Raw genomic sequence first — 25,537 nt, forward strand, 5'->3', positions numbered from 1 at the left:
AGCTGCGTGAGCGACAAAGCTGTCGATAAGCTGACACCGAAGCAAGCCGCCGCTGAATTGGAGCGGTTGGCGTCAGATATCGCGCGTCACGACAAGCTCTATCATGGCAAAGACGCGCCCCTGATCTCGGATGCAGAGTATGACAAGCTTCGCGTGCGCAACGCGGCGATCGAGGCGCGCTTTCCCGATCTTGTTCGCGAGGATAGTCCCGCGCTGAGCGTAGGGTCGGCGCCGGCGGAGAAGTTCGGCAAGGTTCGCCACGCCGTGCCGATGCTGTCGCTGGACAATGCGTTCGATCCGGCTGACGCGCACGCCTTTGTCGCCAAGGTGCAGCGTTTTTTGAATCTGGACGGGTCGCCGGTGATCACGGCCGAGCCAAAGATCGACGGGCTTTCAGCTTCGCTTCGCTACGAGAATGGCAAGTTCGTGCAGGGGGCCACGCGCGGCGATGGCCGTGAAGGTGAAGACGTCACCGCAAACCTCCGCACTATCGCTGACATCCCGCACGTCATCAAAGGCGCGCCCGCTGTGCTCGAAGTGCGCGGCGAAGTTTATATGGAGAAGGCGGCGTTCGCGAAGATGAACGCGGCGCTCGAGAAGGATGGCAAGCAGACGTATGTCAATCCGCGCAACAGTGCGGCGGGCGCGCTGCGTCAACTCGATGCAAAGATCACGGCGACGCGGCCATTGCGCTTCTTCGCGCACGGCTGGGGCGAATTGAGTGAGCCGTTGGCGGAAACGCAATTTGATAGCGTGCAACGGCTGGCGGATCTCGGCTTTCCCCTGGCCGGCATCAAGCGCGCCCAGAACGCTGAAGAATTGCTCGCGATCTATGAGAGCATCCTCGCGGGGCGTGAGAAGCTTGCCTATGAGATCGACGGCGTCGTTTACAAGGTCGACTCGCTCTCCTTGCAGCAGCGTCTGGGGTTCGTATCGCGCAGCCCGCGTTGGGCGATTGCGCACAAGTTCGCCGCCGAACAGCAAACGACCATCCTCGAAGGCATCGATATCCAAGTTGGCCGTACGGGCGCGTTGACGCCGGTGGGGCGCTTGAAGCCGGTGTTTGTCGGCGGGGTTACTGTCACCAACGTGACGCTGCACAATTCCGATTACATTCGCGGCGTCGGCGCTGACGGCGGTCCGATCCGCGGCGGCAAGGATTTGCGCATTGGCGACACGGTCATCGTTCAGCGCGCGGGCGATGTGATCCCGCAGATTGTTGATGTGTTGCTTGAGAAGCGAACCAAAGGCGCGCGCAAATATCAGTTTCCAGAGCGCTGCCCGGTTTGCGACAGCCATGTCGCGCGCGAACTGGAGCCTGGCGAAGAGGGCGTCATTGCGCGCTGTACGGGCGGGCTGAATTGTCCGGCGCAGGCGGTTGAAAGGCTCATCCACTTCGTTGCGCGCCGTGCGATGGACATCGAAGGCCTGGGTTCAAAACAGATCGAGGAATTCTACGAGCTCGGCTGGGTCAAGGAGCCCGCCGATATCTTCAAGCTCGCCGACCATCGTAATGAGCTGATGACGCGCGATGGCTATGGCGAGAAGAGCGTCGCCAATCTGCTCGCCAGCATAGATGCGCGCCGCGAGCCCGAGTTTAGCCGCTTCCTCTATGCGCTTGGCATTCGCGATATCGGCGAGACAACGGCCGGCGTAATCGCGCGGCGTTTCGAAAGCTGGGCCGCGTTTGTTGACGCGATGCAGGCTGCGGTCAAGGCGAAGCCCGGAGAGGCTTACGAGGCGCTTGAGCGGGTCAACGGCGTTGGTGATGGTGCGCGCGCGGCGCTCATTGCGGCAGCGCCCGAATTGAAGGGGCCGGCTGGCGATCTCTTTGCGAGCGGTGAAGCGCCAAAGGTGAAGGGCGTTACAGCAAAAGCCTGGCAAGGCTTGACTGACGCATTCGGCTCGCTCGCCGAGGCGGTGGCGGCAATTAAGGCGGCAGCAAAGCAAGCGCCGGGTGACGACTATCTTGAACTTGCGCGCATCGACGGTGTTGGGCCGGTCGCGGCGGACCATCTCGTCGATTTCTTCGCTGAGAAGCACAACGTCGACGCACTGAAGCGTCTGTTGAAGAATGTGACGCCGAAAGATCAGCCGCGCGCCGCCACGTCGAGCAAAGTCTCTGGGCTCACGATCGTGTTTACCGGCACGCTGGAAAAGACCACGCGCGATGAAGCCAAAGCGCGCGCGATATCTCTCGGCGCCAAAGTGTCCGGCAGCGTGTCGAAGAAGACGGATCTTGTCGTTGCCGGCCCCGGTGCAGGCTCAAAGCTCGCGGAGGCCGAAAAGCACGGCGTCAAAGTGATCGATGAAGACGCCTGGATCGCGCTCAGTACCTAGCGTCCGAGTGCGATCGCTGTGCCGAGCGTGTCCGCGTATTGCTGAAAGCCGTTGATCTTGCCGTTTTTCACGCGGAAGACGTGCGCGAACTGCGCGCGCATCTTCTTGCCGGTGGCTTTGCTCGCGCCGGCATAATGTCCGAGCGAAATGATGGTGTCGCCGCCATCGATTAATTCGTCGGACGTCGCGCTGAAGCCATCCCAATCGCCGCCGATGCGCGCGAACACGCCCATCAGGACGGCTTCGGGTCCAACGTAAGGGTTGCGGTCGGCGTAAGGGTAGTTCTCGGCTTCGTTCCAAACGATGTCCGGCGCCATGGTGGCGAGCGCGGCTGGCATGTCGCCGCTTGCGAAGGCGGCGTAAAGCGCGCGAACCGGATCAAGGTTGGACATTGGAAGCTCCCTTCGATTTGCCGCGTAGGTCCGTCAGCGCCGCGAGTGCGACGACGACAAGATAGATCGCCAAGATCGTGGCCCCGCTTTCCGGTCCGAGTTCACCGGCGGGTTGCGGCGAAAGTATCGCCACGATCTGCAGCGTCACCAGAAACGCGATGAACACAATGGCAGGCCAAGCGAAACGGCCGAGCGTCTTGCGACTGGCGACCCATGCGGCGCCGCAGATCGCGAGCAAGCCCATCTCCAGGGCTTGTTCGGGCACGGGGAAATTCCAGAGCCCGAAGCCGACCTTATCGCCGCCGGGCCAGAGTTCGAGATCGGGGCGATGGACGAGCAGATCGAGCAGCCAGTGCGAAAACACCGTCAGCCCAACCACCGCGCTCGCCCAATGCGGCAAGCGCAAAATGAGCTTCACCAGCAACGCTGCGCCGAGCGACCACGCAAGCACCGCCGCAAGCGAGTGCGTCCATGGCATCTGGTAAAGCACAAGCGTCGAGCCCGGCAGCGCCGGATCGACGCTGGCGCGCTCGAGGCCTGCGATGATGAAGCTCGACCAGCCGATATCGATTAGCTGGCTTGCTGCGGCGAGCGTCCACATTGGCGCTTTCGGCGCGATGGCTTTGGCTGCGAATGCTGCTGCGTAATGGCCGACGAACATGTGACGGCCCTAGCGCGCGAGCTCGTACATGATGTCGATAAAGCCCATCACCGCGCCGCTGAGCCCCTGAACCCGCGGATTGCTGCTGTCGATCAGGAAGTACTCGTTCGGCGCGTGCGCGCCGTTGCCATGACCTAAGCCGAACTGGCCGGCGGGGATGCTGACCGGCGCCGCTGTGAACACCGCGCCAGGCCATGAGCCGGCAAGGCGCGGGTTGAGCGCGGTGCGTGCGCCGGCTTGGCGATAGGCTGCGAGCTGCGCTTGCACGATGGCGCTGCTCTCGGCCGTTTCGGTTGGATCATAGCCGCCGCTGACATTGATCTGCACATCGTTGAAACCGCGTGCGTCCAAGTGCGCGCGTAGTTTCGCTTCGCATTCGGCGCGCGTTTGGTTGGGCACCAAGCGCATGTCGAGTTTGGCGACACCGCGATGGGGGAGTATGGTCATGCCGCCGGGGCCGGTATAGCCCGCCACGAGGCCTTCAATGTTGACAGTCGGTTGTGAAGCGAGGCGCTCCAACGCCTGCGCCCACGGCAGATCATCGATGAAGTGCGAAACACCGTTGCGCCGTTTGTAATCTTCTTCGCTGGTGTTGCGCGCGCCCATCTGGATAAGTTCGCGTTCGCGATCGGTCAGCGGGCGTACATTCTCGAACCAGCCATCGATTGCAGGCGTATTGCCATCTTCGCTGGTGAGTGTGTCGAGTGCGCGCACGAGGCGCCAAACTGGCGCGTCGATCATGGCCTTGGTGCTGGAGTGAATGTCGCGGGTCGGGCCGCGGCCCCAGTTCTCGCCACTGGCGATCAGTTCACATTCGATGACGCCTTTGGCGCCGAGATTGACGCTGACGCCGCCCGTGGTCGGATCTTGCCAAGCGCTCGGGATGAAGACTCCCAGCGCACTTTGCAGGCGCGGCAGCACGTTTGCGTGCTGTGCGATCTGATGGAAGTGCGGGCTGCCGATTTCTTCTTCACCTTCGCAGATCAGCACGATGTTGACCGGCGGCTGGCGCCCCGCTGCGCGAAGTGCACGCAAGGCGCCGAGGAACGCGATCTCGGGGCCCTTCTGGTTCACGGCGCCGCGACCAACGACAACGCGGCCGAGATCATTGTTCACCAGCCGCGCCTCAAGTGGCGGTGATGACCATTCGGCCGGATTGAACTGTTTCACGTCGTACATGAAGTAGACAGCGAGCGTTTTCGGCGCGCCGACATCGAGCGTCGCCCACACGCCGGGCGAGCCATCGGTGGAGACGATCTCGGCAGTCTGGAAGCCGGCTTCGCGCGCAAGCCGCGCCATGTAATCGGCGCCGCCTTGGATGTTCAGCCCTTCTGCCGCGATGGTCGGATTGCGGATCCAATCCTGCAGCAGCGCGACGTTCTCTTCTTTCTGTTGATCGACGATGCGCCGCAGCGCGCCGCGGTTCGGCGTTGCTGCGTCGGCATCTGTGACAGCAAGCATCGGCGCGAGCGCAGCCGCGCCAGCCCACAAGCCGCGCCGGGTCGGCTGCGCTACGTGATCGATCTGAGGAATGTCGTCGCGGTCCATGGCTTTCCCCTCAAAAGAGGGGAAAGCCTAGATCGGCTTCGTCGCGCTTTCTAGCCACGCCTTTGCGTCACCATCGAGCTGCGGGCCGATCTTTGCCCAGACGCGCGCATGGTATGTGTTCAGCCACGCGATCTCTTCCTTGGTGAGCAGCTGCTTCACGATGAGATCGCGCGCGATTGGCGCCAGAGTTAGCGTCTCGAAACCAAGCATCGGACGCTCGCCGCCTTCGATGTCGGCGGCGGGGCTCACCACTTGCAGATTTTCGATGCGGATGCCGTAGGCGCCGGTTTTGTAATAGCCAGGTTCGTTCGAGACGATCATGCCGGGTTCAAGCGGCTGCGTGTTCACGAACTTCGCGATCCGGTGCGGGCCCTCATGCACGCCGAGATACGAACCGACGCCGTGGCCGGTGCCGTGATCGTAGTCGAGGCCGGCGTCCCACAGGCTCATGCGCGCGAGCGCATCGAGTTGGTGGCCGGTCGTGCCCTTTGGAAAGCGCACGCGCGAGAGCGCGATGTGGCCTTTGAGGACGCGCGTGAAGCGGTCCTTCATTTCCTTGGAGGCGCGGCCGATGGCGACGGTGCGGGTGATGTCGGTGGTGCCATCTTCGTATTGGCCGCCGCTGTCGATGAGGAAGAGTGAGCCGCGCGCAAGTTTGCGGTTAGTTTTCTTGGTCACGCGATAGTGGACGATGGCGCCGTTGGGGCCTGCGCCTGAAATGGAGTCGAATGAGAGATCCTTCAGCGCGCCGGTTTCGGTGCGGAAGGCTTCGAGCTTTTGGCAGGCTTCGATTTCCTGGACCTTGCCAGTCTGTCCATCGGTCGCGAGCCAGTGCAGGAATTTGGAGATCGCCGCGCCGTCGCGCTGGTGCGCTTTGTGCGAGCCTTCGACTTCCGCGGCATTCTTGCAGGCGCGCGGCAGCACGACCGGATCTTGCCCGCGAATGACTTCCGCGCCAGCGGCTTTCAGTTCTTCGAAATACCAAGCGCTCGCCGTCGACGGATCGAGCTTCACTTTTTTGCCGCTGAGCCTCCGCAGCGTCGGCTGCAGTTCTTCGCTGGGCTTGATCGCAACTTGGTTGCCGAGCCATTCGCGCAATTGCGGGGAGACTTTTTCATCCGCGAGAAAGAGATCGGCGGTGCCATCCTTGTGCAGCACGGCTTCGCCCAGCGGCAGCGGCGTGCGCGCGACATCGCCGCCACGCACGTTGAAGAGCCAGGCGATCGAAGCGGGCGAGGTAATCACCACAGCGTCGGCGCCTTCCTTGGCGATGCCATCGCCCAAACGCTGGCGCTTCGAAGAGGCGTTCTCGCCGGTATAGGCTTCTTGTTGTGGCACGACCTTCGCCATCGGGATCGGTGGGCGGTCGTCCCAGATTTCATCGACGGGATTGCGCTCAACAGGAACGAGGATGACGCCCGCGCCATCGGCGGCCGCGCGCAGGCGATCGAGGCTGTCTGGGCTATGGAGCTTCGGATCGTAGCCGATGCGCTGGCCTTGCTTGCCGCGTTCGCGGATGTAGGCGGGCACGCCGCCATCAACGAGATCGCGATAGGCAAAGAGGTCGTTATCGACCTGCGCGCGAACTTGAAGCGTGTAGCGCCCGTCCACGAAAACCGCGGCCTCATCGGCCATCACGACGGCCGCGCCGGCCGAGCCTGTAAAGCCCGTGGTCCAGGCCAGACGATCATAGGCCGGCGGCACATATTCGTTCTGCCATTCATCCTCGTGAGGCACGATGAAGCCATCCAAGCCGGCGGCTTTCAGTGCTTTTCTCAAGCGGGGCAGGTGCTTACGGCCAAGGGTGGGGCCGCCCGGATCGTCATAAGTCTGGAACACGTCTTGCGTCCTTTGAGGCCCCGGTTCAGGGCAGGTTCACTTGCTTGAGTTTAAGCCCTTGCACTGAGAGGTTTAAGGGGCGGTCGTCGGAAAACGTCCCCGGAACGCGGAGAACCATGGCTTCTTGGGTGCAAAAGGTAGCGGCGGCGGCGATCGCCCTGGCGTTGGTGGCCGGTCCCACCGCGTCCGCCCAGCCGGACCTGCGCGATTACCTCACTCAGCAGCTGGACAATCAAGAGCCGGATAACGCCGAGCGGGGCTTTGCCCATGCTGTCGGACCGCTTTCTGGGGTGCTTTCCAGTGGCGCGTCCGCGGAGCTGCCTTTGACACTCCGGGCCGGGCAGGAGATCCGCATTGTCGGCGTCTGCGATCAGGCCTGCGACGATCTCGATCTTCGCGTGGTCAATCCGCGTGGTGAGATCCTAGCGCTTGATACGCGTGGCAATGCGCGGCCCGTGGTTGATCTGCGCGCCGAGATGTTTGGTCAGCACACGATTGAAGTAGGCATGGTTGATTGCCGTGCGCCGCGCTGCCGCTTCGCGGTCAACGTCTACACGCGCTGAGGTTCGCAAGACGTCGCCCTTCGACAAGCTGAGGGTGACGCACTTCAAGGCTAGGGCTTGCGCCAGACGAGCGTCATCCAAGCTTCTTTCGGAATCTGCTTTTCGAGAATGAGTCCGCGATTGGCGTAGGCTTCGCGCACCAGACCTGCCTGCTGTCGCAACAAACCCGAGAGAATGAGCGTACCGCCAGGTTCAATGGCGCGCACAAGTTTTGGCGCGAGCCTGATCAGTGGCCGCATCAGAATATTAGCGAACACCAGATCGAATTGCTTGCTGGCGATGTAGCGCGCGCCGTCGCCCGCGATCACCTGCATGCGCGGGCCGACTTTGTTCTGCTTGGCGTTGATCTTGGCGATCGCGGCGGCGCGATGGTCGATCTCGATCGCGAGAGCGTCGGCGCCATGTTTGGCCGCGGCGATAGCGAGCACGCCTGAACCGGCGCCCATATCCAGCACGCGCTCAACCCGTCGCTCGCGCAGCACGCCTTCGAGCGCCATGAGGCAGCCCCAGGTTGTGCCGTGATGGCCGGTGCCGAAGGCTTCGCTCGCCTCGATCCATATGCGTGTGCGTCCGTTGGCTTCGCCTGCCAGCGCGTGCGCGCCCGCGACAACGAAACGCCCGGCCCGCACCGCAGGCAAGCCTTCAAGCGACATTGCCACCCAATCGGCGGCCTTCACTTTTTTGATCTTGAGATGCAGCTCGGGTGCGGCGGCGCCGACGATTGCTTCGACGCTGGCGGCGTCCTGCTGGGTCGGCACATAAATCTCGATGCGAAACTTGCCCGGCTTTTCCTCGAACCAGCTCACCGCGTCGGCAGGCGAGGGATCGTGGCGATCCAATTCATCCGCCGCCGCGCGGATGAGGGTCTGTGAGCCAAGGGCAGTCAGGAGAAGCATGGGGCGGGTTGGTAGCGATCCGCTTAGCGCTTGTCATCGTCTTACGTCTGGCGATCGTTCATCCGGCCGTTGTTCATCGCCTTTGGTGAGGTGACGGAACGGAGGCTAGGCCGCACTCGCCGGAATGACGAAGCTGTCGATCACGCGCTTTTCGCCGGCTTTCTCGAATTGCACGGTGAGCTTGTTGCCTTCGACGTCGCTGACGCGGCCGTAGCCGAATTTTTGGTGGAAGATGCGGTCGCCGCGTTTGTAACTTGAGTCATCGCCGCCGCTGCGCGCCACCAAGCGAGCCTCGCCTTCGATCATTGGTGGCTTGCCTTGAAACGCGCCGCGTTCTTGCGCGCGCCGCCAGCCCGGCGATTGATAGCTCGAGGTGAAGGGCTCGACTGCCATGTCGCGCACGCCAGGCGGCTGCATGCCGTAGCCGGTCTCGCTCACGGCATCGACGTTGGCGCTCGGCAATTCATCGATGAAGCGCGAGGGCAGCACCACCTGCCAGCGCCCGTAAATTTGCCGGTTTGCTACGAACGAAATCCGCGCACTCTCACGCGCTCGCGTGATGCCGACATAAGCCAGCCGGCGCTCTTCTTCCAAACCCTTCTCGCCGCTCTCGTCGATTGAGCGTTTGGAGGGGAAAACTTCCTCTTCCCAGCCAGGTAAGAAGACGAGCGGAAATTCCAAGCCCTTTGCGGCGTGGAGTGTTGAGAGTTGCACGTTCTCGCTGTCGGTCTCGTTTTCGATATCGAGCACCAGCGCGACGTGTTCGAGATAGGCTTCGAGTGTGTCGTACTGGCCCATGGACTGGACCAGTTCCTTCAAGTTTTCGAGCCGCGTCTGCGCTTGCGGAGATTTGTCTCGGCGCAACATCTCCGTGTAGCCGCTTTCATCGAGGACGATCTCGGCGAGTTCGACGTGGCTTATTGTGCGCGCTTGCTCTCGCCAGCGATCTAGATCGGCCAGGAAGGCGCGCAGCGCCGTTCGCGCTTTCAGCGGCAGATCGTCGGTCACAACCATTTCACGCGCCGCACCGATCAGGGTGCGAAAGCGCGTCGCGCCGCCTGGCGGCTCAGGCTGTTCGGTGACGACTTCGCCCGTGTCCTGATCGAAGAGGGGGCCGTTGTCGGTCACGAACCGCACCAGCGGCTTGCCTGCGTAGGCGTGCAGTTTTTGCACCGTGCCTTCGCCGATGCCGCGCTTTGGCTGATTGACGATGCGCTCGAAGGCGAGGTCGTCGTCCTCCGAGCGAATGAGGCGCAGATAAGCGTGGACGTCGCGCACTTCGGCGCGTTCGAAGAAGCGCGGACCGCCAATCACCTTATAGGGAATGCGTAGCATCAAGAAGCGTTCTTCGAAGGCTCGCATCTGCCAGGCCGCGCGCACCAGCACCGCGCAATCGGCGTATGAGCGATTGCTTTGCCGCCAGCCTTCGATGTCGTCCGCGATCAGGCGTGCTTCGGCCTCGCCGTCCCAGACGCCGCGCACCTTCACGCGGTGACCCAGATCATCGTCGGTGAAGAGCGTCTTGCCTAAGCGGCCGCGATTGTTGGCGATGAGATGCGACGCGGCCGCCAGAATGTGGCCGGTCGAGCGATAGTTTTGCTCCAGCCGCACGACTTCGGCGCCCGGAAAATCGTGCTCAAAGCGGAGGATGTTGTCGACCTCGGCGCCGCGCCAACCATAGATCGATTGATCGTCATCGCCGACGACGCAGAGATTTTTCCGCGCTTGCGCCAGCAGTCGCAGCCACAGATACTGCGCGACGTTGGTGTCCTGATACTCGTCCACCATTAGGTGGCTGAGCTTCTTGTGATAATTTTCCAGTACGTCCGGATAGCGCTGGAAAATATCGATCATGTGCATCAGCAGATCGCCGAAGTCGCACGCGTTCAGGATTTTCAGCCGTGCCTGATAGATCGCGTAGAGTTTCGCGCCGCCGCCATCGGCGAACGAGAAGCCTTCGTTCTTCGGCACTTTCTCAGGAGTCAGCGCGCGGTTCTTCCAGCCGTCGATGACGCCGGCGAGTTGACGCCCCGGCCAGCGCTTTTCGTCGACGCCTTCCGCGTCGATGATCTGCTTCAACAAGCGAACCTGATCGTCCGTGTCGAGGATCGTGAAATTGTTCTTGAGCCCGACGAGTTCTGCGTGCGTGCGCAGCATGCGCGCGCTGATCGAGTGGAAGGTGCCAAGCCATGGCAGGCCACCGCCGCCAGGGCCGAGCAGTTTCTCGACGCGCTCGCGCATTTCGCGCGCGGCCTTGTTCGTGAACGTGACCGCAAGCACCGACCAAGGCTTGGCCTTGCCGGTGGTTAGCAAATGCGCGAGCCGTGTCGTCAGCACGCGCGTTTTGCCGGTGCCCGCGCCGGCGAGCACGAGCACCGGACCGTCGAGCGCCTCGACCGCGGCGCGTTGCCCCGCATTGAGCGAGGCAAGGTACGGCGCGCCCGCAGCTGCGCGCACCGAGATCGGCAGCATTTCGCCTTCTTCGCTCATCGATTCGTCCGTTGTCGTGCGAGTCTAGCACGAACCGGGAACGTAGTGCCGAAAGCCGCTGTTTTCGAGCCCCGTGCTGCCTCAGGAACCGCCGTGAGCTCTGGTCGTTGCGGTGATATGCGCATGTCCAACCTGTTGTGCCGGCTGGCGGTGGCCGCCGCATCCCTCGCCATGATTGCTTGCACCGATCCGGCTGAGCCAGAACCTGATCCCGAGGCGGCGGCGCAGGTCGGAGAGGCGGAGGCGCTTGCGTCCACACTGCCGGCGCCTGACGCCAGCGCGCCGCGTTATGTCGGGCTCTGGGCCACGACCGCGGAAGGTTGCCGCGAGCCGGCTTGGCGCTTCGAGGGACACCGCATCTCAACGCGCGGTGAAGTCTCTTGCGAGTTCCAGAGCGTTACCATGATCGAACGCGGTTACGACATTCAGGCGATGTGCACGGCGCAATCGCCGCCGGAACCGCAAACAATTCATCTGTCATTCGCTGAATCCGCGCGCGCGATGATGATCAGCGGTGGGCCGTGGCAATCTGGAACCGCATTGGTGTACTGCGCTGCTTTATCCGGCCCCTAGCGGGAACTTTCGCCTACTCACTCTGTTGTCTCAGCTTGAAAGGAGGCGACGATGTTCAAGGCCAACGAAAATCGCATCGGCGCCCTCGCCGGAATGGTGGCCTTGGTGCTTGTCCTGGCGCTCACGGTTATGGCGTTCACCGCCCTCTCGCCCCAGCCGGGAGACCGGCAAGCCAGTTGGGACGTCTCGATGCCGGATCCCCAAACGACAGTTATCCCAAGCTTCGGTTCCTAACCGAAACCTCTTAGCCGTCGCGCGTTTTGCGCCGCGTTGCTAAGCCTTGCTGCGGTTCGGTTGTAGCGGGGAAAACCATGTCCGACGTGTTCATCTCGTACGCACGCGAAGACAGCGTTCAGGCGGAGCGCGTAGCGCGCGGTTTGGAAGCGATGGGGCTCAGCGTTTTTTGGGACAATGAAATTCCCCCAGGCCAAACTTGGGCCGATTACATCGAGACGAAGCTGCAGCAGTGCAACGCTGCCGTTGTGTTGTGGAGCCAGCATTCCACCAAGTCGCAGTGGGTGCGCGAAGAAGCGCGCATGGGTCGCAGCAAGCTCATCCCTGCAAAACTCGATGTCGCCGAACCGCCGTTTGGATTTGGCGACGTGCAAGCGGCCGACCTCTCGCAATGGGGCGGTGACTACAATCATCCGCAATGGAGCCGCTTCGCCAACGCGGTATTTGCAAAGGCGCGCGGTGCTCAACAGCCCGTCGCTGCGCCACAAGCGCCGCCATCGCCTCCGGCGCCGCAGCCTCAACAAACCGGCTGGCAAACGCCGCCGCCGGCGCAGCAAGCTTGGAGCGCAAATCAGAGTGCGGCTCGCGACAAGTCCTCGCCCGTCGGCTACATCCAAAAGTGCCTGCGGCTCTACGTTGACGGCAAAGGCCGCGCGCGTCGTTCCGAGTACGGCTGGTTCTTCGTGTTCGCGTTTCTCGTTGGCCTTGTCTCGGCGTTCGTCGACATCGGCATAGGCGGCATCGATCCGTACACCGGCGTCCAGAACTCCTACATCGTCACGCTGATCGCGGGCCTCGCGCTGATCGCGCCGACGGTTTCGGCCGCCAGCCGCCGCGCACATGATTTCGGCCAAAGCGGCTGGCTCGCGGCGCTCGTATGCGTTCCTTACATCGGCTGGCTTGCGGCGCTGGTCTTCATCTTCATCCCGGGTCAGCCGGGTTCCAATCTGCACGGCCCTGACCCCAAAGCAGCGTGATCGCCATTTGAATCCTGGCTTTGGGCCCTGCTACAAAGCGGCTCTGAGGAGGGGACATGGCCGACGTATTTCTGTCTTACGCACGCGAGGACACCGCGCGCGCAGATCAGGTCGCCAAGGGCCTCGCGGCGGCTGGGCTCGACGTCTTCTGGGACAATGAGATCCCGCCAGGCACAACCTGGGCCGATTACATCGAGCAGAAGCTGACGCAATCGAAAGCACTGATCGTGTTGTGGAGCGAGAACTCCACCAAGTCGCAATGGGTGCGCGAAGAAGCGCGCATGGGCCGTGACAAAGGCGTGCTCATCCCCGTGACGATCGACAATGCGCAACCACCGTTTGGCTTCGGCGAGGTTCAGGCCGCTAATCTTTCAAGTTGGAATGGTGAAGCCGATCACCCGCATTGGCGCCGTTTCGTCGATGCGGTGATGAACGCAACAAAATCTGAGCCGCGCCCGCCGTCGCAACCAATGCCATCGGCGCCGCCGCGCGCTGCGCCGCCGCCGCCACCCCAAGCGCCGCAAGCCGCGATGTCCGCCCCAGCGCCCGCCAAGAGTGGCGGCGTGTCGACATGGGCGTGGATCGCCAGCGGCGTCGCCGTCGCCGCGATCATCGGTGTTGCGAGTTTCGCGATGCTGCAGTCGCAGCAGCAGACGGCATACAATCCGCCCGCCGTTCAGACGCCGCCGCAACCCCAGCAGCCGGTTGGCGATCAGAACCCGCAGCAGATCATCATCGCGCAATTGCAGCAGGCGTCAGGCGCGCTCGGTCAGCAAGGCTATCAGATGGTCGGGCAACCATTCAGTGGCGGCCTGCAGCCCGGACAAACCTGGGACGTGCCGACGCAGATGGCCGTCGGCTACGAATATCAAATTGTCGGTGTTTGCGATCGCGATTGCTCGGATCTCGACCTACGCTTGTTCGATGGCGCAGGCGGCTTAATCGTCGAAGATACCTCGACGTCGAGTCAGCCGAACTTCGGCGTCATCCCGACGTCGACAGGCGCGTTCAATCTGCAGGTGCACATGTACGCCTGCACGGTCGCGCCGTGCTATTACGCGGTCGCGCTCTACGCACGCCCGCGCCAATAGCGACTAGCTCAGGCGGTTTTCCAGAACGAACACGCGAACGGCGGAAGCAAGCGAAGCTTCCGGCGTGTTCTTGCCGCGGCGCTCATCGATCGAAGCGATGAGAACGGGTAGCGTCATCGAGCGATCACGCGCGATCTTTTCGAGCGCACTCCAAAACTCTGCTTCAAGCGCGAGCGATGTGCGGTGTCCAGCAATACGCATCGAGCGCTTTTGCAGCGCGCCTTTGGTGTCAGTCATTGTCGTCACTACGCCTGTGTCCATCAAGGTTCCGCTTTGCGGCCTCCTGTTGTGCCTTTGTCAGCTTACGCGAAGCTTTGCTCTGTCCGTGAGCTAAGCGATTTGCAGCGGCTTCGGTTTCCGCTTCGGTCCTCGCTTTTTGTTTGCGCGCTCGCCGCAAGTTCACGATCTCAGCCATTCGGTTCTGATGTAGGCCAGTACCGGCGTTAAACAATCGTTTTCGCGCAGCAATCTACAGGCGACAGGCCGTCGCATCGCCTCGCACGAGAGGAACTCATTGTTTCTGTGATCGCAAATTTACATCGCTGTCAGCAATGTGAGGTGCGTGTAATGTGAGTGTAATACTGGCTTTTTCACGCGCGTGTGAGGCGTGTAACGGAACGTGTCAGCCTGGGTTGATCATTTTCTCCGGCCGCACGATTACATCGAAATCCTCTGCAGGAATTCCGTCCTCGATCGCTTCGTCACGAAGCGTTGTTCCGTTCTTATGCGCGGTCTTGGCGATCTTTGCTGCGCGGTCGTAGCCATACTTGGGCGCAAGCGCCGTCACCAGCATGAGTGAGCGATCGAGTCCTGCCTTGATGTTGTCGAGGCGTGGTTCGATGCCGACGACGCAATTGTCGGTGAAGCTCACCGCGCTGTCTGAAATCAGCCTTACGCTTTGCAGGAAGTTATACGCCATAACCGGATTGAAGACGTTCAATTCGAAGTGACCGCTGGCGCCGGCGAACGTGATCGCAGCGTGATTGCCAAACACTTGCGCGCAGACCTGCGTCAGCGCTTCGCACTGGGTGGGGTTCACCTTGCCCGGCATAATTGAGGAGCCCGGCTCGTTTTCGGGCAACATCAGTTCGCCGAGGCCCGAGCGGGGCCCTGAACCCAGAAACCGGATATCGTTGGCGATCTTGAACAGCGATGCGGCCACCGTGTTGATGGCGCCGTGGCTGAACACCATCGCATCGTGCGCCGCCAGCGCCTCGAACTTGTTCGGCGCCGAGGTGAACTTCATTTGGGTAATCGCCGCGATCTTCTCGGCGACGCGTTCAGCAAAACCGATCGGTGCGTTGAGGCCGGTGCCGACGGCGGTGCCGCCCTGCGCCAACTGCATCAGCATCGGCATGCTCTGTTCGATGCGGGCGATGCCGTTCTCGATCTGAGTCGCGTAGCCGGAGAATTCCTGACCCAATGTGATCGGCGTCGCATCCTGGGTGTGCGTGCGGCCGATCTTGATGATGTCCTTCCAGGCCTGCGCTTTGTCGTTCAGTGCATTGCGCAGCTTCTGCAGGGCGGGGATCAGCCGATGTTGGATCTCTTCGGCGCAGGCGATGTGCATCGCAGTCGGGAAAGTATCGTTCGATGATTGGCTCATGTTGACGTGATCGTTCGGGTGCACCGGCTTCTTCGAACCCATCTCGCCGCCGAGCATTTCAATCGCGCGGTTCGAGATCACCTCGTTGGCGTTCATGTTCGATTGCGTGCCAGAGCCCGTCTGCCAGACGGCGAGCGGGAAGTGCGCGTTGAGTTTGCCTTCGATCACTTCCTGCGCGGCCTTTACGACCGTTTGGCCGATCTCCGCGTTCAGCCCGCCGAGCTCCATGTTGGCTTCGGCCGCAGCGCGCTTGACGATCCCGAGCGCGCGCACGATCGGCGCCGGCATCTTCTCTTCGCCAATCTTGAAGTTCTGCAGCGAGCGTTGCGCCTGTGCGCCCCAATACTTGTCGCTCTCGACTTGGATCGGGCCAAACGTATCGGTTTCGGTGCGGGTGGACATGGCGCTCTCGCTTGTTGAATCTAGCTCCGCAGGGGATATGGGCGCCGCTAATGGCGATCAAGCCCGGAAGGTGTGTGACATGGCGTCGGACTGGACCGGCCGGGGCAAAGTGCGCGCCCGCGAGATCGCCGGCGGGGCTGAGATCGCCATCGACGGCGTCACCACGCAGGCGCGCTATTACAAGCCGCTGGTCTACGAATTCTTCCGCAAGGAATTCGCCATTCGCCCGCGCTGGGGCGAGTTCGAGGTCGAACTCGTCATGGAATATGTCGGCGAGGTGCCGACGCTCGACCTCGACAATCTCGCCAAAGCCTTGCTGGACGCGCTCAAAGGCCACCTCTTCTTCGATGACAGCCAGATCGCGCGACTGCTCTGTGAACGCAAACCTGGCGAGCGGGATCGCATCACAGTGCGCGCCGTGCGCCGCGACTAGGTGGCGGGCGTGATCGTGATGCTGGTGTCGTCGGCGTCCGGCACGCTGACGATGTAGCGCTCCTGCAGCGTTTCAATGTCGCCGTTTTGGCCCATCTGCGAGCGGCTCACGGCCAGCACGATTTCCGAACCGCGGTCTTCAGCGACGCTCCAGCTGTTGAAGTCGCCGATTTGGAACACGTTCCAGCCGCCGCCAGGCTCGTTATTGTAAGCGGCGATGTAGGTGTAGAGGCCGTTGATTGCCGGATCTCCGCCGGCGACCGAGTAGACCTTCGCGCCGCTCGGTGCGTTGGGCAGGAAGACGGTCTCGGTGACGCACGCTTCAGGATGCTCACCGGGCGCAATCGCCACCTGCGCGGGCGGTCCAGAGGGCGTGGCAGGCGCTGTGGTTGTTGTTTCCGCTTCGGTTTGCTCGCCACCGCCGCCGCCGACCACCATCGGCCCGCACGCAGAAAGCGCAAACGCCGCAACCAAAACCAATGCCCGCATCGTGTTCTTCCAAACCCGCGCCGAACCTGCCGCGCTTTGACTGTCTCCGCAACGCCGAGTCGCGTGATAAGGTCCCGCAGATGCCATTTCGACTCGTCTTCCTCGGCATGCTGGGCTCCGGCAAAAGCTACGTCGCGCGTAAAGCCGCGTCGTTGACGGGGGGCGTCGTGCTTCCCTTTGCCAAGGACGTTTATCGCTTGAGTGAGGCGGTGCTTGGCCGACCTGTCGATAAGAGAATTCAATCGGACCGCGCACTGCTCAAAACCATCGGCACCGATTGGGGCAGAGAGGGCCGTGCTGACGTAGACGCCGTTCTGCAAGCGCGCCTTGCAGAACTTTGGCCCGAGCGCCATGGCTATGCGGATATCTGGGTCGATAGCTTCGTGCGTTATGCCGGCGCGCAACCTGCCGCGCACATCTTTAATGACGATACACGGTTTCCGAACGAGCTTTGCCGCACCGTCGCGCTCGGCTTTCTGCCATTCTATGTCGGCGTCTCAGAAGCAACACGTGGCTCGCGGCTCGCGGTGCGCGGCGAAGCTGTTGCGCCGGCGGCCTATCGCCACCCTTCCGAGATCATGAACACGACTTTGAGCACGGTCGCGATCGATGAGAATTTGGCGCCGATCGTCTGGAACGACGATGCCGCCGCGCCGAAGCGCGATTGGATCGTGAGCCAGGAAACGTTCTTTGCTTGGCTCCAAACTAACGACGCCGCCGCACTCACCGATTTCGCTCAGCAATCGCCCCCGCAATCTTTGTGCGAGTGGGCGCGATCTGAACCCTGGAAGTGACGGGCCCCGCGCAGCCTTCGACAGGCTCAGGCTGACGCTACTTTGGCGCTGGCGTTTGAATGGGCGCCGCCCTTAGCCTATCGAAGGGCGGCGACACCCATGACTTAGCTCCACTTCAACGGTGGCGCTTGCGCCTTGAGCGCTTCGATCTTTGCGCGCAGTTCGTCGATGAAGCCGTGATGTGAGCCGGTCCAGGTCAGCGGATCGCCCACTACAGCCGTGGTGTTGAACGGCACCAAGAGCTTTGCGTTCTTCGGCAGCGAGCGCCCGGCGCCTTGCAAGTAAACCGGCGTCACCGTCGCCGTCGGGCAGAACTCAACGAGGCGCGCCACGCCAGTCTTGAAACGCGTCATCTCCTCGGGCTCACCGCGCGAGCCTTCTGGAAATACGACCAGGATTTCGCCGCGCGTCAGTGCTTGTTTTGCGCCGGCGAGTACGTCTTCCGTTCGCGACGCCGCGCCGCGCTTGATTGGGATGATGCCGACGATGTTGCGCGAGAACCACGAGCCGAAGCCGCCCTTGTCGAAGTGATCCGCTGCCGCCACCGGGCGCACCTTGGCGAGCAGTTTCGAGGGAAAGAGGCACAGCATCACGATTGTATCGACGTGGCTGTTGTGATTGGCGGCGATGATGGCGGGGCCTTGGGTTGGCAGCTTCTCTTTGCCGATGACGTCGAGGCCGAACAGCAGCCGCGCCACAGGGCGGACCACCAGCATCAATCCATAGCGACGTAGCGTCTGCAGCATCAGAACCGCTCGATGGCGAAATAGGCCAGCAGATGGAAGTAAACCGGCGCGGCGAATGTGAGGCTGTCGAGCCGGTCCAGAACGCCGCCATGGCCGGGAATGAGGTGAGAGGTGTCCTTCACACCGATATCGCGCTTCACCGCGCTCATGGTGATGTCGCCGAAGAAGCCGAACATCGGCAAGATGATGCCAAGGATCGCGGCGTGAACGGGCGAGAGCGGCGTGAAATAGGGCGCGAGCCAGAAGAACACTGCCGCCGTCGTCAGCCAGCCGCCGATCGCGCCTTCCCAGGTTTTGTTGGGCGAGACTTTCGGCGTGATTTTGGTGCGTCCGAACGCTTTGCCCCAGCAATATTGCGCAACGTCGTTCAGCTGGGTGATGAAGATGAGGAAAAACACCAGCCCCGCGCCGCCCGCAGGCGCTTCATTGTCCGGCACCCGCATCAGGTAGGCGATGTAGCCGATATTGTAGACGCAGACGACTGTGCCCCAATGCACAATTCCCACGGTCGCGAGATAGCCGTCGGTCCGCCCAATCCACGCCATCGCCGCCGCCGCAATGAGAAAGACGTAAACCGGCGTGAAGACGAGATAGATTTGGTAGCTGTCTTCAAACAAACTATCGGCGAAGATCAGTCCGTAATTGAGAATTACGGCCAGATACGCCAGCAATACGATCAGGCGATCCTCTTTCCGCGTCGGCGCCAGCGTCAGATATTCCTTCAAAGCCAGGAACGAGATGAACGCGAACAGCACCGCCGTCACTTGCCAGCCGAGCAGCAACGCGCCGCCAACGAGGAGGGCCATGACCCACCATGAGCGCATGCGTGGGCCAAGATCGCTCCATTTTCCCGGCTGCAGCGCGGGCAACACGAATGCCGCGAGGGTGCCGAGCACGAGCAGTGCGAGCACGCCGAGGAAGCCAAAGAGCAATGGCTCGGGCACGTTGAACGCCCAATTGTCGCCCGAGACGCTTAATCCACTCATGGCGTCATCTCACCTCAGCTGGAGCGCGCGTCAATGAGCCAGACCAAATCGTTCCGCGAGCAGATGGCGTCGAGCACGCTGGTGCATGTCGCCTTCGGCTTCATCGCGATGGGCGCCTGGGCCGTCTTCGCAAACCGCGACTATCCACTGGCGCAAGCGCTGCTCGCCGGTTTCGTGCAAGGGCTCATCTCAGGCACGCTCACGCTCTTCTTGAAAAAGGGGCTTGAGCGGATGAGCGCGATGTTTTTTCGCGCTCGCGCCGCCGAAGGTGGGCGCAACGTCTCCGCCTTAATCGTGCCGCCGCTCGTCACCGCAACCGCCATCGCCACCATCCTGACGACAGCGCACGCGCTCGCCGGCACGCCCGAAATCCTCGTCACCATCGCCGTCCCGTTCACGGTATCGACGAGTTACGCCATCCTCTACAATCTGCGACTCTGGAGAGCCGCCAATGGTCGTTGAAGAGAACCGCCGTCCCATCGGTCAGCGCAATCGCGGCTACGCGAAGTATCTCACGCGCGTTCTGGCGAAGGCCGGCGTCACGCCGAACTTCATCTCGTTCACAAGCATCGTTTTCGCGGCGCTCGCAGGCGCGTGCTTCTATGCGAGCGGCATCAGCGAAGGCGGCGATCGCGTCATCTTGCTTCTCGGCGCCGCGCTCTTTTGCCAGCTGCGACTGCTCGCCAACATGCTCGACGGCATGGTTGCGGTTGAAGCCGGGAAGGGTGGGCCGGATGGTCCGATCTGGAATGAATTGCCTGATCGCTTCGCCGATATCTTCATTCTCGTTGGCGCCGGCTATGGCGTCGCGGCCACCGGTATGTTCGACGCAACGCTCGGCTGGGCCGCCGCTGTTGCAGCGGTGATGACCGCCTACGTGCGCGAAGTCGGCAAAGCCGCAGGCGCGCCGGCGGACTTTTCCGGCCCTATGGCCAAGCCGCATCGCATGTTCTGGATGACGATGCTCGCGCTGGTCTCGATCTTCGATCCGCAGATCGGCGCCGGCGCCGCCGCGATCCTCGATTGGGGCGCCGTGAACGATAGCGGCAAAGGCGTTTTCATCGCCTTTGCCCTTTGGCTCGTCCTCTTCGGCTCGATCCTCACGGTGTTCAGCCGCACCGCACGCGCGCTGAAGTTCTTGCGCAAGAGTTAGTCGTGCCCGTCTATGCCTAGCCTAAGCATCGTTATTCCATCCCGTACGCAGCCGCGGCAGGCGGCCTTTCTTCAAGCAGCGCTGAAAAGTGTTCGCGCGCAGACTGTGGTCGGAAAGTTTCCCATGGAGATCATAGTTGGGATCGATTTGGGCGAGCGCGCGCCCGCTGAGCTGGTTGACGAACCCGGCGTGCGCTTCGTCGAAGGTTACGCAAAATCGCAAGTGGCGGCGTTGAACGCGGCAATGCGCGAAAGCACCGGCGCCTTTGTTGCCATTCTTGAAGACGACGATCGATGGTGTCCGAACTATTTGGAACTTATGGTCGATCTCGCCACGCATGCCTCTTTGGTAACCACGAACGAAATCGAGGTGGATGAATCCGGTGCGCTGCTGTTCGTTTCCGATTGCGCAACGCCGTCGGCGTGGTTGTTCCGGCGCGCGCTGTGGGAACAGGTTGGCGAGTTCGACGATGCGTACCGGTATCATTTCGATTGCGACTGGTTAGGTCGCGTTCGAGAGCATGGTGCGGCGCGCATTCATGTTGTCGACGCGAATGCGCCGTTTGAGCCCGAGGAGATGGCGCGCGACCGGCCGTTCCTGGCCAACATCGTGCGTCAGAACGCGTCGACTATCGGGCTGGCCAAGCATGAACTTAAGCACCCGCTCGTTGTTCGCATGCGCCATGCTAACGCCGGCATGGAGCAGATCGCGACCCAGGCCGGACCGGCGGCGCAATCGCAAGCGGAGCTTCAGCGTTTGGTTGCGCGATACGGAGAAGTGCCGCGCTAGCGATCCGGCAGCAAGAAACGCAAATGAAAACGGCGGCGCTTGGGGCGCCGCCGTAAATTCATCGCACCGAGGCCGCGCTCACTTCTTGCGGAACGCGTCCAGGCTGACGACTGAGTTGTCGCTCGCGATCGGCGCTGACGGCGCTTCGGCGGCAGGCGTTTCGCGCGGCGCAGGGTGGCCGGCGTCATCGCCAGAGGCCATGCGCGCTTCGTCGTTCACATGCTGCTCGAACTGGAGGCCGAACTTCACGCTCGGATCGAAGAAGCGGGTGATCGCTTGCAGCGGAATGGTGATCGGTTGCGGTTGGCCCGAGAACTTCAGGATCACGCGGAAGCGATCTGCGTAAACTTCGAGATCCCAGAACTGGTGCTCGAGCACGATCGTCATTTCATCCGGATAGCGCGCGCGCAAATGATCCGGGATGATCACGCCCGGCGCATGGGTGCGGAACGTGATGTAGAAATGATGTTTGCCCGGCAGGCCGCGCGGGCTTGCTGCTTCCTGCAATGCTGCGCGTACAACGCTGCGCAGCGCGTCTTGCATGAGCTGTTCGTATCCGATCATATCGTCGGCCACAGCCGCCCCTCCTTGGCTCCCAGCAGAACCCTTACCGGCTCATTTCGGGCAGTCAATTGTTCATCCACAGGGCGCGAAAACACCAACGTTTCCAACGTCGGCTGGCGAAACGTTTGCGACGAACTGTAGTTCGCATCCGCACTGCAAAAATGACGCCGAGGACATTCCACGTTCGCGCGCAACGCGAGCGACTCTGTGAATAACTCTCCAACCGTTTGCGTCGTAAAGGAAAAACACACAGTAACTCACCGCATACGCGCAAAGCGCGACCACGCGCACACGCATGTTGACGATGAGTCGGGCGGTAGTGGGGGAAAATCCCCGGCTTCTGTTGCCGGGCGCCGGGGGGCCCCGCCTAGTGATGCTACTCAGTAGGACTTAGGTTCGGAACACTCCGCACTGCTTACGCAGCGAGGGCGAATTCCTCAGCGTTGTTGTCGTTTGCAACTATGCTGTTTGGCCTGTGACGGGACCACCCGAGCAAAAGCAACAGCCTTCAACGTCCGTCGATCCTATTTCGGCCCCTCAACACGAACCCAAACGAGGTTCGCCCTTCAATCGCTCCTTAGCCGAGGCCTCGAAACATGAAGGCTGGTGGAGCCGCCGGGCATCGCACCCGGGTCCGATCCGCCTATCTCTGCGCGTTTATCGCCATAGTCCGGTTGCCCGGACGAGTCGTAATATAGGGCGCTGGCGCGCCACATGGAAGTCGCGGGTCTGAGGCGCTAGATTTGTCCGGAAAGTCGGACGGATGACCAAGCAAAGCGACCAAGATCTGCGCGGCGATATCTCAGCCTTGCTGACAGCCATGGTGCGCGGCGCGTTCCAGCCGCGCGACCAGATTTGGCTCGCCGTTGACGATATTTGCGAGGAGGGCGCCGATCCTGACGCGCTCCGCGAATTCGCGTCGAAGGAACTTGATCGTCTGTGGAGCGAGCAGCGCACCGTTGAAGCCTCCTGGTCCGATCGCACCGATTGCGACCGGCTCGATCAGGCCTTCGAAGAGCTTGAGAGCTCAGGTATTGTTTGCCGGCAGGACTTCACTTGCTGCGGCACGTGCGGTGCTGCCGAAATCGGCGCAGAGCTCGACGATGCCGAGCAGCGCGGCCTCAAAGTGCGCGGTTACGCCTTTTACCATCAGCAGGACACCGAAGGCGCCATCGAAGGCTACGGCATTTTCCTGAACTATGGCGCGGAGAAGGGCGGTGAGGACGCGGCGCTCACCATCGCGCGCGAGATCGTCTCCGTGCTGCAAAGCCATGGTCTGCAGCCGAAGTGGAACGGGGCTTGGAGTCAGCGCATCCATGTGCCGCTCGAATGGCGCCGGCGGCTAGTCTGTTTCTAGTCAACTCGCTTCCGAACCATCTGGCCTGAACGAAGCGGACCGCGCCTGCGACTCGGCTTAAGTCCGTGTGGCAGCGGAGGCCAACATGACCAAGAAGCTAGCGGCGGAATTCATCGGCACGTTTACTTTGGTCCTGTTCGGTTGCGGCTCCGCCGTGCTCGCGGGCTTCGGCATCATCGGTCAGGACGGCATCGCCTGGGCGTTCGGCCTCGCCATCGTCGCGATGGCTTACGGCATCGGCCCGGTGAGCGGCTGCCACGTCAATCCTGCTGTCAGCTTCGGCGCCTGGATCGCCGGGCGTATGCCGACAGGCGAAATGCTCGGCTATTGGGCGGCGCAGTGTCTGGGCGCCGTCGTTGGCGCAGGCGTGTTGTTGCTGATCGCGTCCGGCGCGCCGGATTATTCACTTGCCGAGACTGGTTTGGGTCAAAATGGCTACGGCGTCCGCGACGCTGTCTCGAACCAGGGCTCGCCCGGCGATTACAGCCTGATTTCGGGCGCCGTCTTTGAAGTGGTGGCGACTTTCATCTTTGTCGTCGTTATCCTGGGCGTGACCCAGCGCAATGCGGCCCCCCAATTTGCCGGCCTCGCCATCGGGCTTACGCTGGTTGCGATCCACATTGTCGGCATCCAGGTCACCGGCGTTTCGGTGAACCCTGCACGCTCACTTGGACCTGCTGTATGGGTGTTGGGTGACGCGCTGATGCAGCTTTGGCTGTTCATCGTCGCGCCGATGTTAGGGGCGGGGCTGGCTGGATGGGCGTTCCGGGTGAGACTACTGACGGCGGACGAAGCCTAAGCGCGCTCAGTCGCCGCCCCTTGGCGGCGACGCTCACGCTCATCGCCGTTGGCATCTTCGCGTATCTCTACGCGCCGATGCCCGGACCGAATGTACCGCAGCCGAGCGCCAGCGATTGCGTTGAACTGCATATCTATTCGAACGGCTATCACAGCGACATCGGCGCGCCGGCCAGCATCTTCCCCGAAGATCATCCGCTGCGCCGCTTGTACCCAGACGCCGAGAGCTTCTTGATCGGTTGGGGCGATCAGGCCTTCTATTTGTCCGACGGCACGGATCTCATGATTGGTCTCGACGCGCTCATCCCGCCGAGCGCCAGCGTCTTTCACATCGCCTACAATGCAGGCCCGTCCAGCGTTTACCTCAGCCCGAACGACGACACCGGCATCGCTGTGAGCCACGAAGGCGCGCGCCGCTTCGTTGCCTTCATCGATCGCTTCCTGGTGCTCGGCAGCGCCGGCAATCCGATCCGCACCAGCGATGGCAAAGTCGTTGGCCGTTCCTCGTTTCTGCGCTCGCGCGGTTCGTTTCATTTGCTGCAGGTGTGCAACCAATGGATGGCCCGCGCGCTCCGCGCCGCTGGCGTCAACGTCAACGCCCGAGCCGCCTGGTTAGCCGGCCCGCTCATCCGCCAGGTGCGCAAAGTTCATCCGACAAGCTGCGCCGTTGTCTCCGGAAATAACTCACACCCATCCCCGGAACGGCGCGAAGCGACGGGTCAGGGGCCCATAGCCACAACGCTTTGAGTGTATAGGCCCCGGACTTGGCCTGCCGGCCAATGCGGTGATGGGTAGGTGTGATGAACTCCGCGCCGAGTCGGCCCATATTGGCCCGATGAGCGCAGAAGCGGGCCCCCAGAAAACCAACGAGTTCATTGCGAACCCGTCCCAAGCCGACGCCGCCTATCTTGGCCTCCTGGACGACATCCTCAAAAACGGCGTCGACCGCGGCGACCGCACAGGCACCGGCACGCGCGGCGTGTTCGGCCGCCAGCTCCGCTTCGATTTGAGCGAAGGCTTCCCGCTGCTCACCACCAAGAAGGTGCACCTGAAGAGCATCATCCTCGAACTGCTCTGGTTCCTGCGCGGCGATAGCAACGTGCGCTGGCTGCAAGAGCAGGGCGTCACGATCTGGGACGAATGGGCCAACGAGGAAGGTGAACTCGGCCCCGTCTACGGCAAGCAATGGCGCTCGTGGGAAACCAAGGACGGTCGCGTCATCGATCAGATCGCCAACGTCGTGACCTCGGTCAAGAACAACCCGAATTCACGCCGGCACATCGTCAGCGCCTGGAATCCGGCAGAGGTCGATCAAATGGCGCTGCCGCCGTGCCATTGCCTGTTCCAGTTTTTCGTCGCCGACGGAAAGCTGAGCTGTCAGCTCTACCAACGTAGCGCCGACGTCTTTCTCGGCGTGCCGTTCAACATCGCTAGTTACGCGCTGCTCACGCAAATGATGGCGCAGGTGACGGGCCTAAAGCCCGGCGAATTCGTCCACACCTTCGGCGACGCGCACCTCTATCACAACCATTTCGATCAAGCGCGCTTACAGCTTTCGCGCGCGCCATTCGCGCCGCCGCAAATGCTGATCAATCCCGAGCGCAAAGACATCTTCGCGTTCGAGTACGGCGACTTCAAACTCGAAGGTTACACCGCGCATCCGGGTATCAAAGCGCCAATCGCGGTTTAGTCGCCAGGAGAGCTGCGCTCGTTCGGCCTCTATCTCACTCAGCAGCGCTTCAGTCTCGGTCTTCAACCGAGTGAGCAGGTTCGCGTGGAGGATGGCCCATTCGCGCTGGCTTCTGAGATAGGCGGCG

Annotated in this window: 28 protein-coding genes and 1 other RNA gene; 15 read left to right on the forward strand and 14 right to left on the reverse strand. The window is 62.1% G+C overall.

Translation table 11 applies throughout. From position 1 onward, the window contains the following. Positions 1 to 6: 6 nt before the first annotated feature. Positions 7 to 2,340: an NAD-dependent DNA ligase LigA gene (gene ligA / locus ATE48_RS15540; protein WP_066773046.1), complete on the forward strand. Its 2,334-nt coding sequence runs from the start codon at positions 7 to 9 to the stop codon at positions 2,338 to 2,340. On the opposite strand, the gene ATE48_RS15545 is transcribed toward ligA, so the two are convergent. Genes ATE48_RS15545 through ATE48_RS15560 form a run of 4 tightly spaced genes read right to left on the reverse strand, consistent with a single transcriptional unit; the run spans position 2,337 to position 6,780 of the window. Then, positions 2,337 to 2,732, reverse strand: a complete 396-nt coding sequence (locus ATE48_RS15545; RefSeq protein ID WP_066773047.1) for a nuclear transport factor 2 family protein — start codon at positions 2,730 to 2,732, stop codon at positions 2,337 to 2,339. The two genes, ligA and ATE48_RS15545, sit on opposite strands and share 4 nt — an antisense overlap. Further along, positions 2,719 to 3,393, reverse strand: a complete 675-nt coding sequence (locus tag ATE48_RS15550) for a hypothetical protein (protein ID WP_066773048.1) — start codon at positions 3,391 to 3,393, stop codon at positions 2,719 to 2,721. The genes ATE48_RS15545 and ATE48_RS15550 overlap by 14 nt, the downstream gene beginning before the upstream one ends. Before the next feature lie 9 nt (positions 3,394 to 3,402). Then, complete coding sequence (locus ATE48_RS15555) at positions 3,403 to 4,941, reverse strand: M20/M25/M40 family metallo-hydrolase (protein WP_066773049.1); 1,539 nt, start codon at positions 4,939 to 4,941, stop codon at positions 3,403 to 3,405. A 27-nt stretch (positions 4,942 to 4,968) separates the two neighbouring features. Then, on the reverse strand, positions 4,969 to 6,780 hold the full coding sequence (locus ATE48_RS15560) for an aminopeptidase P family protein (RefSeq protein ID WP_066773050.1): 1,812 nt from the start codon (positions 6,778 to 6,780) through the stop codon (positions 4,969 to 4,971). A 116-nt stretch (positions 6,781 to 6,896) separates the two neighbouring features. Between ATE48_RS15560 and ATE48_RS15565 the strand changes: the two genes are divergently transcribed. Next, the gene (locus ATE48_RS15565) at positions 6,897 to 7,343 is read left to right on the forward strand and encodes a hypothetical protein (protein WP_066773052.1); all 447 of its coding nucleotides are present in this window, start codon (positions 6,897 to 6,899) and stop codon (positions 7,341 to 7,343) included. A gap of 50 nt (positions 7,344 to 7,393) precedes the next feature. Here ATE48_RS15565 and ATE48_RS15570 read toward each other — a convergent pair whose 3' ends face one another. Both ATE48_RS15570 and ATE48_RS15575 read right to left on the reverse strand, forming a co-directional pair. After that, on the reverse strand, positions 7,394 to 8,239 hold the full coding sequence (locus tag ATE48_RS15570) for a 50S ribosomal protein L11 methyltransferase (RefSeq protein ID WP_066773054.1): 846 nt from the start codon (positions 8,237 to 8,239) through the stop codon (positions 7,394 to 7,396). Between the two features lie 105 nt (positions 8,240 to 8,344). Beyond that, complete coding sequence (locus tag ATE48_RS15575) at positions 8,345 to 10,729, reverse strand: ATP-dependent helicase (protein ID WP_083197396.1); 2,385 nt, start codon at positions 10,727 to 10,729, stop codon at positions 8,345 to 8,347. A 123-nt stretch (positions 10,730 to 10,852) separates the two neighbouring features. Between ATE48_RS15575 and ATE48_RS15580 the strand changes: the two genes are divergently transcribed. From ATE48_RS15580 to ATE48_RS15595, 4 genes are all read left to right on the forward strand, one after another. Continuing rightward, positions 10,853 to 11,302 (forward strand): hypothetical protein, encoded by a 450-nt coding sequence (locus ATE48_RS15580; RefSeq protein WP_066773056.1) that lies wholly within the window; start codon positions 10,853 to 10,855, stop codon positions 11,300 to 11,302. 51 nt (positions 11,303 to 11,353) lie between these two features. After that, positions 11,354 to 11,536 (forward strand): hypothetical protein, encoded by a 183-nt coding sequence (locus ATE48_RS15585; RefSeq protein WP_066773057.1) that lies wholly within the window; start codon positions 11,354 to 11,356, stop codon positions 11,534 to 11,536. Between the two features lie 77 nt (positions 11,537 to 11,613). After that, positions 11,614 to 12,513: a DUF805 domain-containing protein gene (locus ATE48_RS19475; protein ID WP_083197397.1), complete on the forward strand. Its 900-nt coding sequence runs from the start codon at positions 11,614 to 11,616 to the stop codon at positions 12,511 to 12,513. 56 nt (positions 12,514 to 12,569) lie between these two features. Continuing rightward, positions 12,570 to 13,604, forward strand: coding sequence for a toll/interleukin-1 receptor domain-containing protein (locus tag ATE48_RS15595; RefSeq protein ID WP_066773059.1), 1,035 nt, complete (start codon positions 12,570 to 12,572; stop codon positions 13,602 to 13,604). Between the two features lie 3 nt (positions 13,605 to 13,607). On the opposite strand, the gene ATE48_RS15600 is transcribed toward ATE48_RS15595, so the two are convergent. The 3 genes from ATE48_RS15600 to fumC all read right to left on the reverse strand — a co-directional run bounded on the left by ATE48_RS15600 (position 13,608) and on the right by fumC (position 15,612). After that, positions 13,608 to 13,841 (reverse strand): ribbon-helix-helix domain-containing protein, encoded by a 234-nt coding sequence (locus ATE48_RS15600; RefSeq protein WP_066773061.1) that lies wholly within the window; start codon positions 13,839 to 13,841, stop codon positions 13,608 to 13,610. Continuing rightward, positions 13,834 to 14,019 (reverse strand): DUF4169 family protein, encoded by a 186-nt coding sequence (locus ATE48_RS20485; protein WP_066773062.1) that lies wholly within the window; start codon positions 14,017 to 14,019, stop codon positions 13,834 to 13,836. The genes ATE48_RS15600 and ATE48_RS20485 overlap by 8 nt, the downstream gene beginning before the upstream one ends. Positions 14,020 to 14,226: 207 nt before the next feature. Then, entirely contained in the window at positions 14,227 to 15,612 is a 1,386-nt protein-coding gene (fumC, locus tag ATE48_RS15610; RefSeq protein ID WP_066773064.1) for a class II fumarate hydratase, read from the reverse strand. A gap of 79 nt (positions 15,613 to 15,691) precedes the next feature. Between fumC and ATE48_RS15615 the strand changes: the two genes are divergently transcribed. Beyond that, a complete protein-coding gene (locus ATE48_RS15615) occupies positions 15,692 to 16,045 on the forward strand; it encodes a RusA family crossover junction endodeoxyribonuclease (RefSeq protein WP_083197558.1) in 354 nt (117 codons plus the stop codon). On the opposite strand, the gene ATE48_RS15620 is transcribed toward ATE48_RS15615, so the two are convergent. Then, the gene (locus tag ATE48_RS15620; RefSeq protein WP_156767808.1) at positions 16,042 to 16,533 is read right to left on the reverse strand and encodes a hypothetical protein; all 492 of its coding nucleotides are present in this window, start codon (positions 16,531 to 16,533) and stop codon (positions 16,042 to 16,044) included. The genes ATE48_RS15615 and ATE48_RS15620 overlap by 4 nt on opposite strands. 80 nt (positions 16,534 to 16,613) lie before the next feature. Here ATE48_RS15620 and ATE48_RS15625 point away from each other — a divergent pair, with 80 nt between their 5' ends. Next, positions 16,614 to 17,327, forward strand: a complete 714-nt coding sequence (locus tag ATE48_RS15625) for a hypothetical protein (protein ID WP_156767809.1) — start codon at positions 16,614 to 16,616, stop codon at positions 17,325 to 17,327. A gap of 104 nt (positions 17,328 to 17,431) precedes the next feature. Here the strand turns inward: ATE48_RS15625 and ATE48_RS15630 are convergent, their stop codons facing one another. Then, the gene (locus tag ATE48_RS15630) at positions 17,432 to 18,073 is read right to left on the reverse strand and encodes a lysophospholipid acyltransferase family protein (protein WP_066773072.1); all 642 of its coding nucleotides are present in this window, start codon (positions 18,071 to 18,073) and stop codon (positions 17,432 to 17,434) included. Then, positions 18,073 to 19,059: a phosphatidate cytidylyltransferase gene (locus tag ATE48_RS15635; RefSeq protein WP_066773074.1), complete on the reverse strand. Its 987-nt coding sequence runs from the start codon at positions 19,057 to 19,059 to the stop codon at positions 18,073 to 18,075. Before ATE48_RS15635 ends, ATE48_RS15630 begins: the two co-directional genes overlap by 1 nt. A gap of 33 nt (positions 19,060 to 19,092) precedes the next feature. Here ATE48_RS15635 and ATE48_RS15640 point away from each other — a divergent pair, with 33 nt between their 5' ends. The 3 genes from ATE48_RS15640 to ATE48_RS15650 are packed head-to-tail and all read left to right on the forward strand — an operon-like array spanning position 19,093 to position 21,001. Further along, positions 19,093 to 19,521, forward strand: a complete 429-nt coding sequence (locus tag ATE48_RS15640; RefSeq protein WP_066773080.1) for a hypothetical protein — start codon at positions 19,093 to 19,095, stop codon at positions 19,519 to 19,521. Next, positions 19,511 to 20,212: a CDP-alcohol phosphatidyltransferase family protein gene (locus tag ATE48_RS15645; RefSeq protein WP_066773081.1), complete on the forward strand. Its 702-nt coding sequence runs from the start codon at positions 19,511 to 19,513 to the stop codon at positions 20,210 to 20,212. Before ATE48_RS15640 ends, ATE48_RS15645 begins: the two co-directional genes overlap by 11 nt. A 12-nt stretch (positions 20,213 to 20,224) precedes the next feature. Then, positions 20,225 to 21,001, forward strand: coding sequence for a glycosyltransferase family 2 protein (locus tag ATE48_RS15650; protein ID WP_066773082.1), 777 nt, complete (start codon positions 20,225 to 20,227; stop codon positions 20,999 to 21,001). A gap of 78 nt (positions 21,002 to 21,079) precedes the next feature. Here ATE48_RS15650 and ATE48_RS15655 read toward each other — a convergent pair whose 3' ends face one another. Then, complete coding sequence (locus tag ATE48_RS15655; protein ID WP_228126653.1) at positions 21,080 to 21,577, reverse strand: SspB family protein; 498 nt, start codon at positions 21,575 to 21,577, stop codon at positions 21,080 to 21,082. 316 nt (positions 21,578 to 21,893) lie between these two features. Continuing rightward, positions 21,894 to 22,289: a transfer-messenger RNA gene (gene ssrA / locus ATE48_RS15660) on the reverse strand. A gap of 39 nt (positions 22,290 to 22,328) precedes the next feature. Here ssrA and ATE48_RS15665 point away from each other — a divergent pair. The 4 genes from ATE48_RS15665 to ATE48_RS15680 all read left to right on the forward strand — a co-directional run bounded on the left by ATE48_RS15665 (position 22,329) and on the right by ATE48_RS15680 (position 25,410). Beyond that, positions 22,329 to 22,922 (forward strand): DUF6891 domain-containing protein, encoded by a 594-nt coding sequence (locus ATE48_RS15665; protein ID WP_066773083.1) that lies wholly within the window; start codon positions 22,329 to 22,331, stop codon positions 22,920 to 22,922. An 85-nt stretch (positions 22,923 to 23,007) separates the two neighbouring features. Continuing rightward, positions 23,008 to 23,721 carry an aquaporin gene (locus ATE48_RS15670; RefSeq protein ID WP_066775233.1) on the forward strand — a complete coding sequence of 238 codons (714 nt, stop codon included), beginning with the start codon at positions 23,008 to 23,010 and terminating at the stop codon, positions 23,719 to 23,721. Next, positions 23,679 to 24,467, forward strand: coding sequence for a DUF2459 domain-containing protein (locus tag ATE48_RS15675; protein ID WP_083197398.1), 789 nt, complete (start codon positions 23,679 to 23,681; stop codon positions 24,465 to 24,467). Before ATE48_RS15670 ends, ATE48_RS15675 begins: the two co-directional genes overlap by 43 nt. A gap of 88 nt (positions 24,468 to 24,555) precedes the next feature. Continuing rightward, positions 24,556 to 25,410: a thymidylate synthase gene (locus ATE48_RS15680; RefSeq protein ID WP_083197399.1), complete on the forward strand. Its 855-nt coding sequence runs from the start codon at positions 24,556 to 24,558 to the stop codon at positions 25,408 to 25,410. Positions 25,411 to 25,537 lie beyond the last annotated feature (127 nt).

The organism is Candidatus Viadribacter manganicus (assembly GCF_001679665.1).
Lineage (GTDB): Bacteria > Pseudomonadota > Alphaproteobacteria > Caulobacterales > Aquidulcibacteraceae > Vitreimonas > Vitreimonas manganica.

Bases quoted from the DNA above. Each gene is read 5' to 3' on its own strand.
- fumC (WP_066773064.1), bottom strand. From the start codon at position 15,612: ATGTCCACCCGCACCGAAACCGATACGTTTGGCCCGATCCAAGTCGAG.
- ATE48_RS15570 (WP_066773054.1), bottom strand. From the start codon at position 8,239: ATGCTTCTCCTGACTGCCCTTGGCTCACAGACCCTCATCCGCGCGGCG.
- ATE48_RS15600 (WP_066773061.1), bottom strand. From the start codon at position 13,841: ATGACTGACACCAAAGGCGCGCTGCAAAAGCGCTCGATGCGTATTGCT.
- ATE48_RS15575 (WP_083197396.1), bottom strand. From the start codon at position 10,729: ATGAGCGAAGAAGGCGAAATGCTGCCGATCTCGGTGCGCGCAGCTGCG.
- ATE48_RS15645 (WP_066773081.1), top strand. From the start codon at position 19,511: ATGGTCGTTGAAGAGAACCGCCGTCCCATCGGTCAGCGCAATCGCGGC.
- ATE48_RS15675 (WP_083197398.1), top strand. From the start codon at position 23,679: ATGGGCGTTCCGGGTGAGACTACTGACGGCGGACGAAGCCTAAGCGCG.
- ATE48_RS15555 (WP_066773049.1), bottom strand. From the start codon at position 4,941: ATGGACCGCGACGACATTCCTCAGATCGATCACGTAGCGCAGCCGACC.
- ATE48_RS15670 (WP_066775233.1), top strand. From the start codon at position 23,008: ATGACCAAGAAGCTAGCGGCGGAATTCATCGGCACGTTTACTTTGGTC.
- ATE48_RS15565 (WP_066773052.1), top strand. From the start codon at position 6,897: ATGGCTTCTTGGGTGCAAAAGGTAGCGGCGGCGGCGATCGCCCTGGCG.
- ATE48_RS15680 (WP_083197399.1), top strand. From the start codon at position 24,556: ATGAGCGCAGAAGCGGGCCCCCAGAAAACCAACGAGTTCATTGCGAAC.
- ATE48_RS20485 (WP_066773062.1), bottom strand. From the start codon at position 14,019: ATGGCTGAGATCGTGAACTTGCGGCGAGCGCGCAAACAAAAAGCGAGG.
- ATE48_RS15580 (WP_066773056.1), top strand. From the start codon at position 10,853: ATGTCCAACCTGTTGTGCCGGCTGGCGGTGGCCGCCGCATCCCTCGCC.
- ATE48_RS15625 (WP_156767809.1), top strand. From the start codon at position 16,614: ATGCCATTTCGACTCGTCTTCCTCGGCATGCTGGGCTCCGGCAAAAGC.
- ATE48_RS15640 (WP_066773080.1), top strand. From the start codon at position 19,093: ATGAGCCAGACCAAATCGTTCCGCGAGCAGATGGCGTCGAGCACGCTG.
- ATE48_RS15630 (WP_066773072.1), bottom strand. From the start codon at position 18,073: ATGCTGCAGACGCTACGTCGCTATGGATTGATGCTGGTGGTCCGCCCT.
- ATE48_RS15550 (WP_066773048.1), bottom strand. From the start codon at position 3,393: ATGTTCGTCGGCCATTACGCAGCAGCATTCGCAGCCAAAGCCATCGCG.
- ATE48_RS15665 (WP_066773083.1), top strand. From the start codon at position 22,329: ATGACCAAGCAAAGCGACCAAGATCTGCGCGGCGATATCTCAGCCTTG.
- ATE48_RS15595 (WP_066773059.1), top strand. From the start codon at position 12,570: ATGGCCGACGTATTTCTGTCTTACGCACGCGAGGACACCGCGCGCGCA.
- ATE48_RS15545 (WP_066773047.1), bottom strand. From the start codon at position 2,732: ATGTCCAACCTTGATCCGGTTCGCGCGCTTTACGCCGCCTTCGCAAGC.
- ATE48_RS15585 (WP_066773057.1), top strand. From the start codon at position 11,354: ATGTTCAAGGCCAACGAAAATCGCATCGGCGCCCTCGCCGGAATGGTG.
- ATE48_RS15635 (WP_066773074.1), bottom strand. From the start codon at position 19,059: ATGAGTGGATTAAGCGTCTCGGGCGACAATTGGGCGTTCAACGTGCCC.
- ATE48_RS15650 (WP_066773082.1), top strand. From the start codon at position 20,225: ATGCCTAGCCTAAGCATCGTTATTCCATCCCGTACGCAGCCGCGGCAG.
- ATE48_RS19475 (WP_083197397.1), top strand. From the start codon at position 11,614: ATGTCCGACGTGTTCATCTCGTACGCACGCGAAGACAGCGTTCAGGCG.
- ATE48_RS15615 (WP_083197558.1), top strand. From the start codon at position 15,692: ATGGCGTCGGACTGGACCGGCCGGGGCAAAGTGCGCGCCCGCGAGATC.
- ATE48_RS15620 (WP_156767808.1), bottom strand. From the start codon at position 16,533: ATGCGGGCATTGGTTTTGGTTGCGGCGTTTGCGCTTTCTGCGTGCGGG.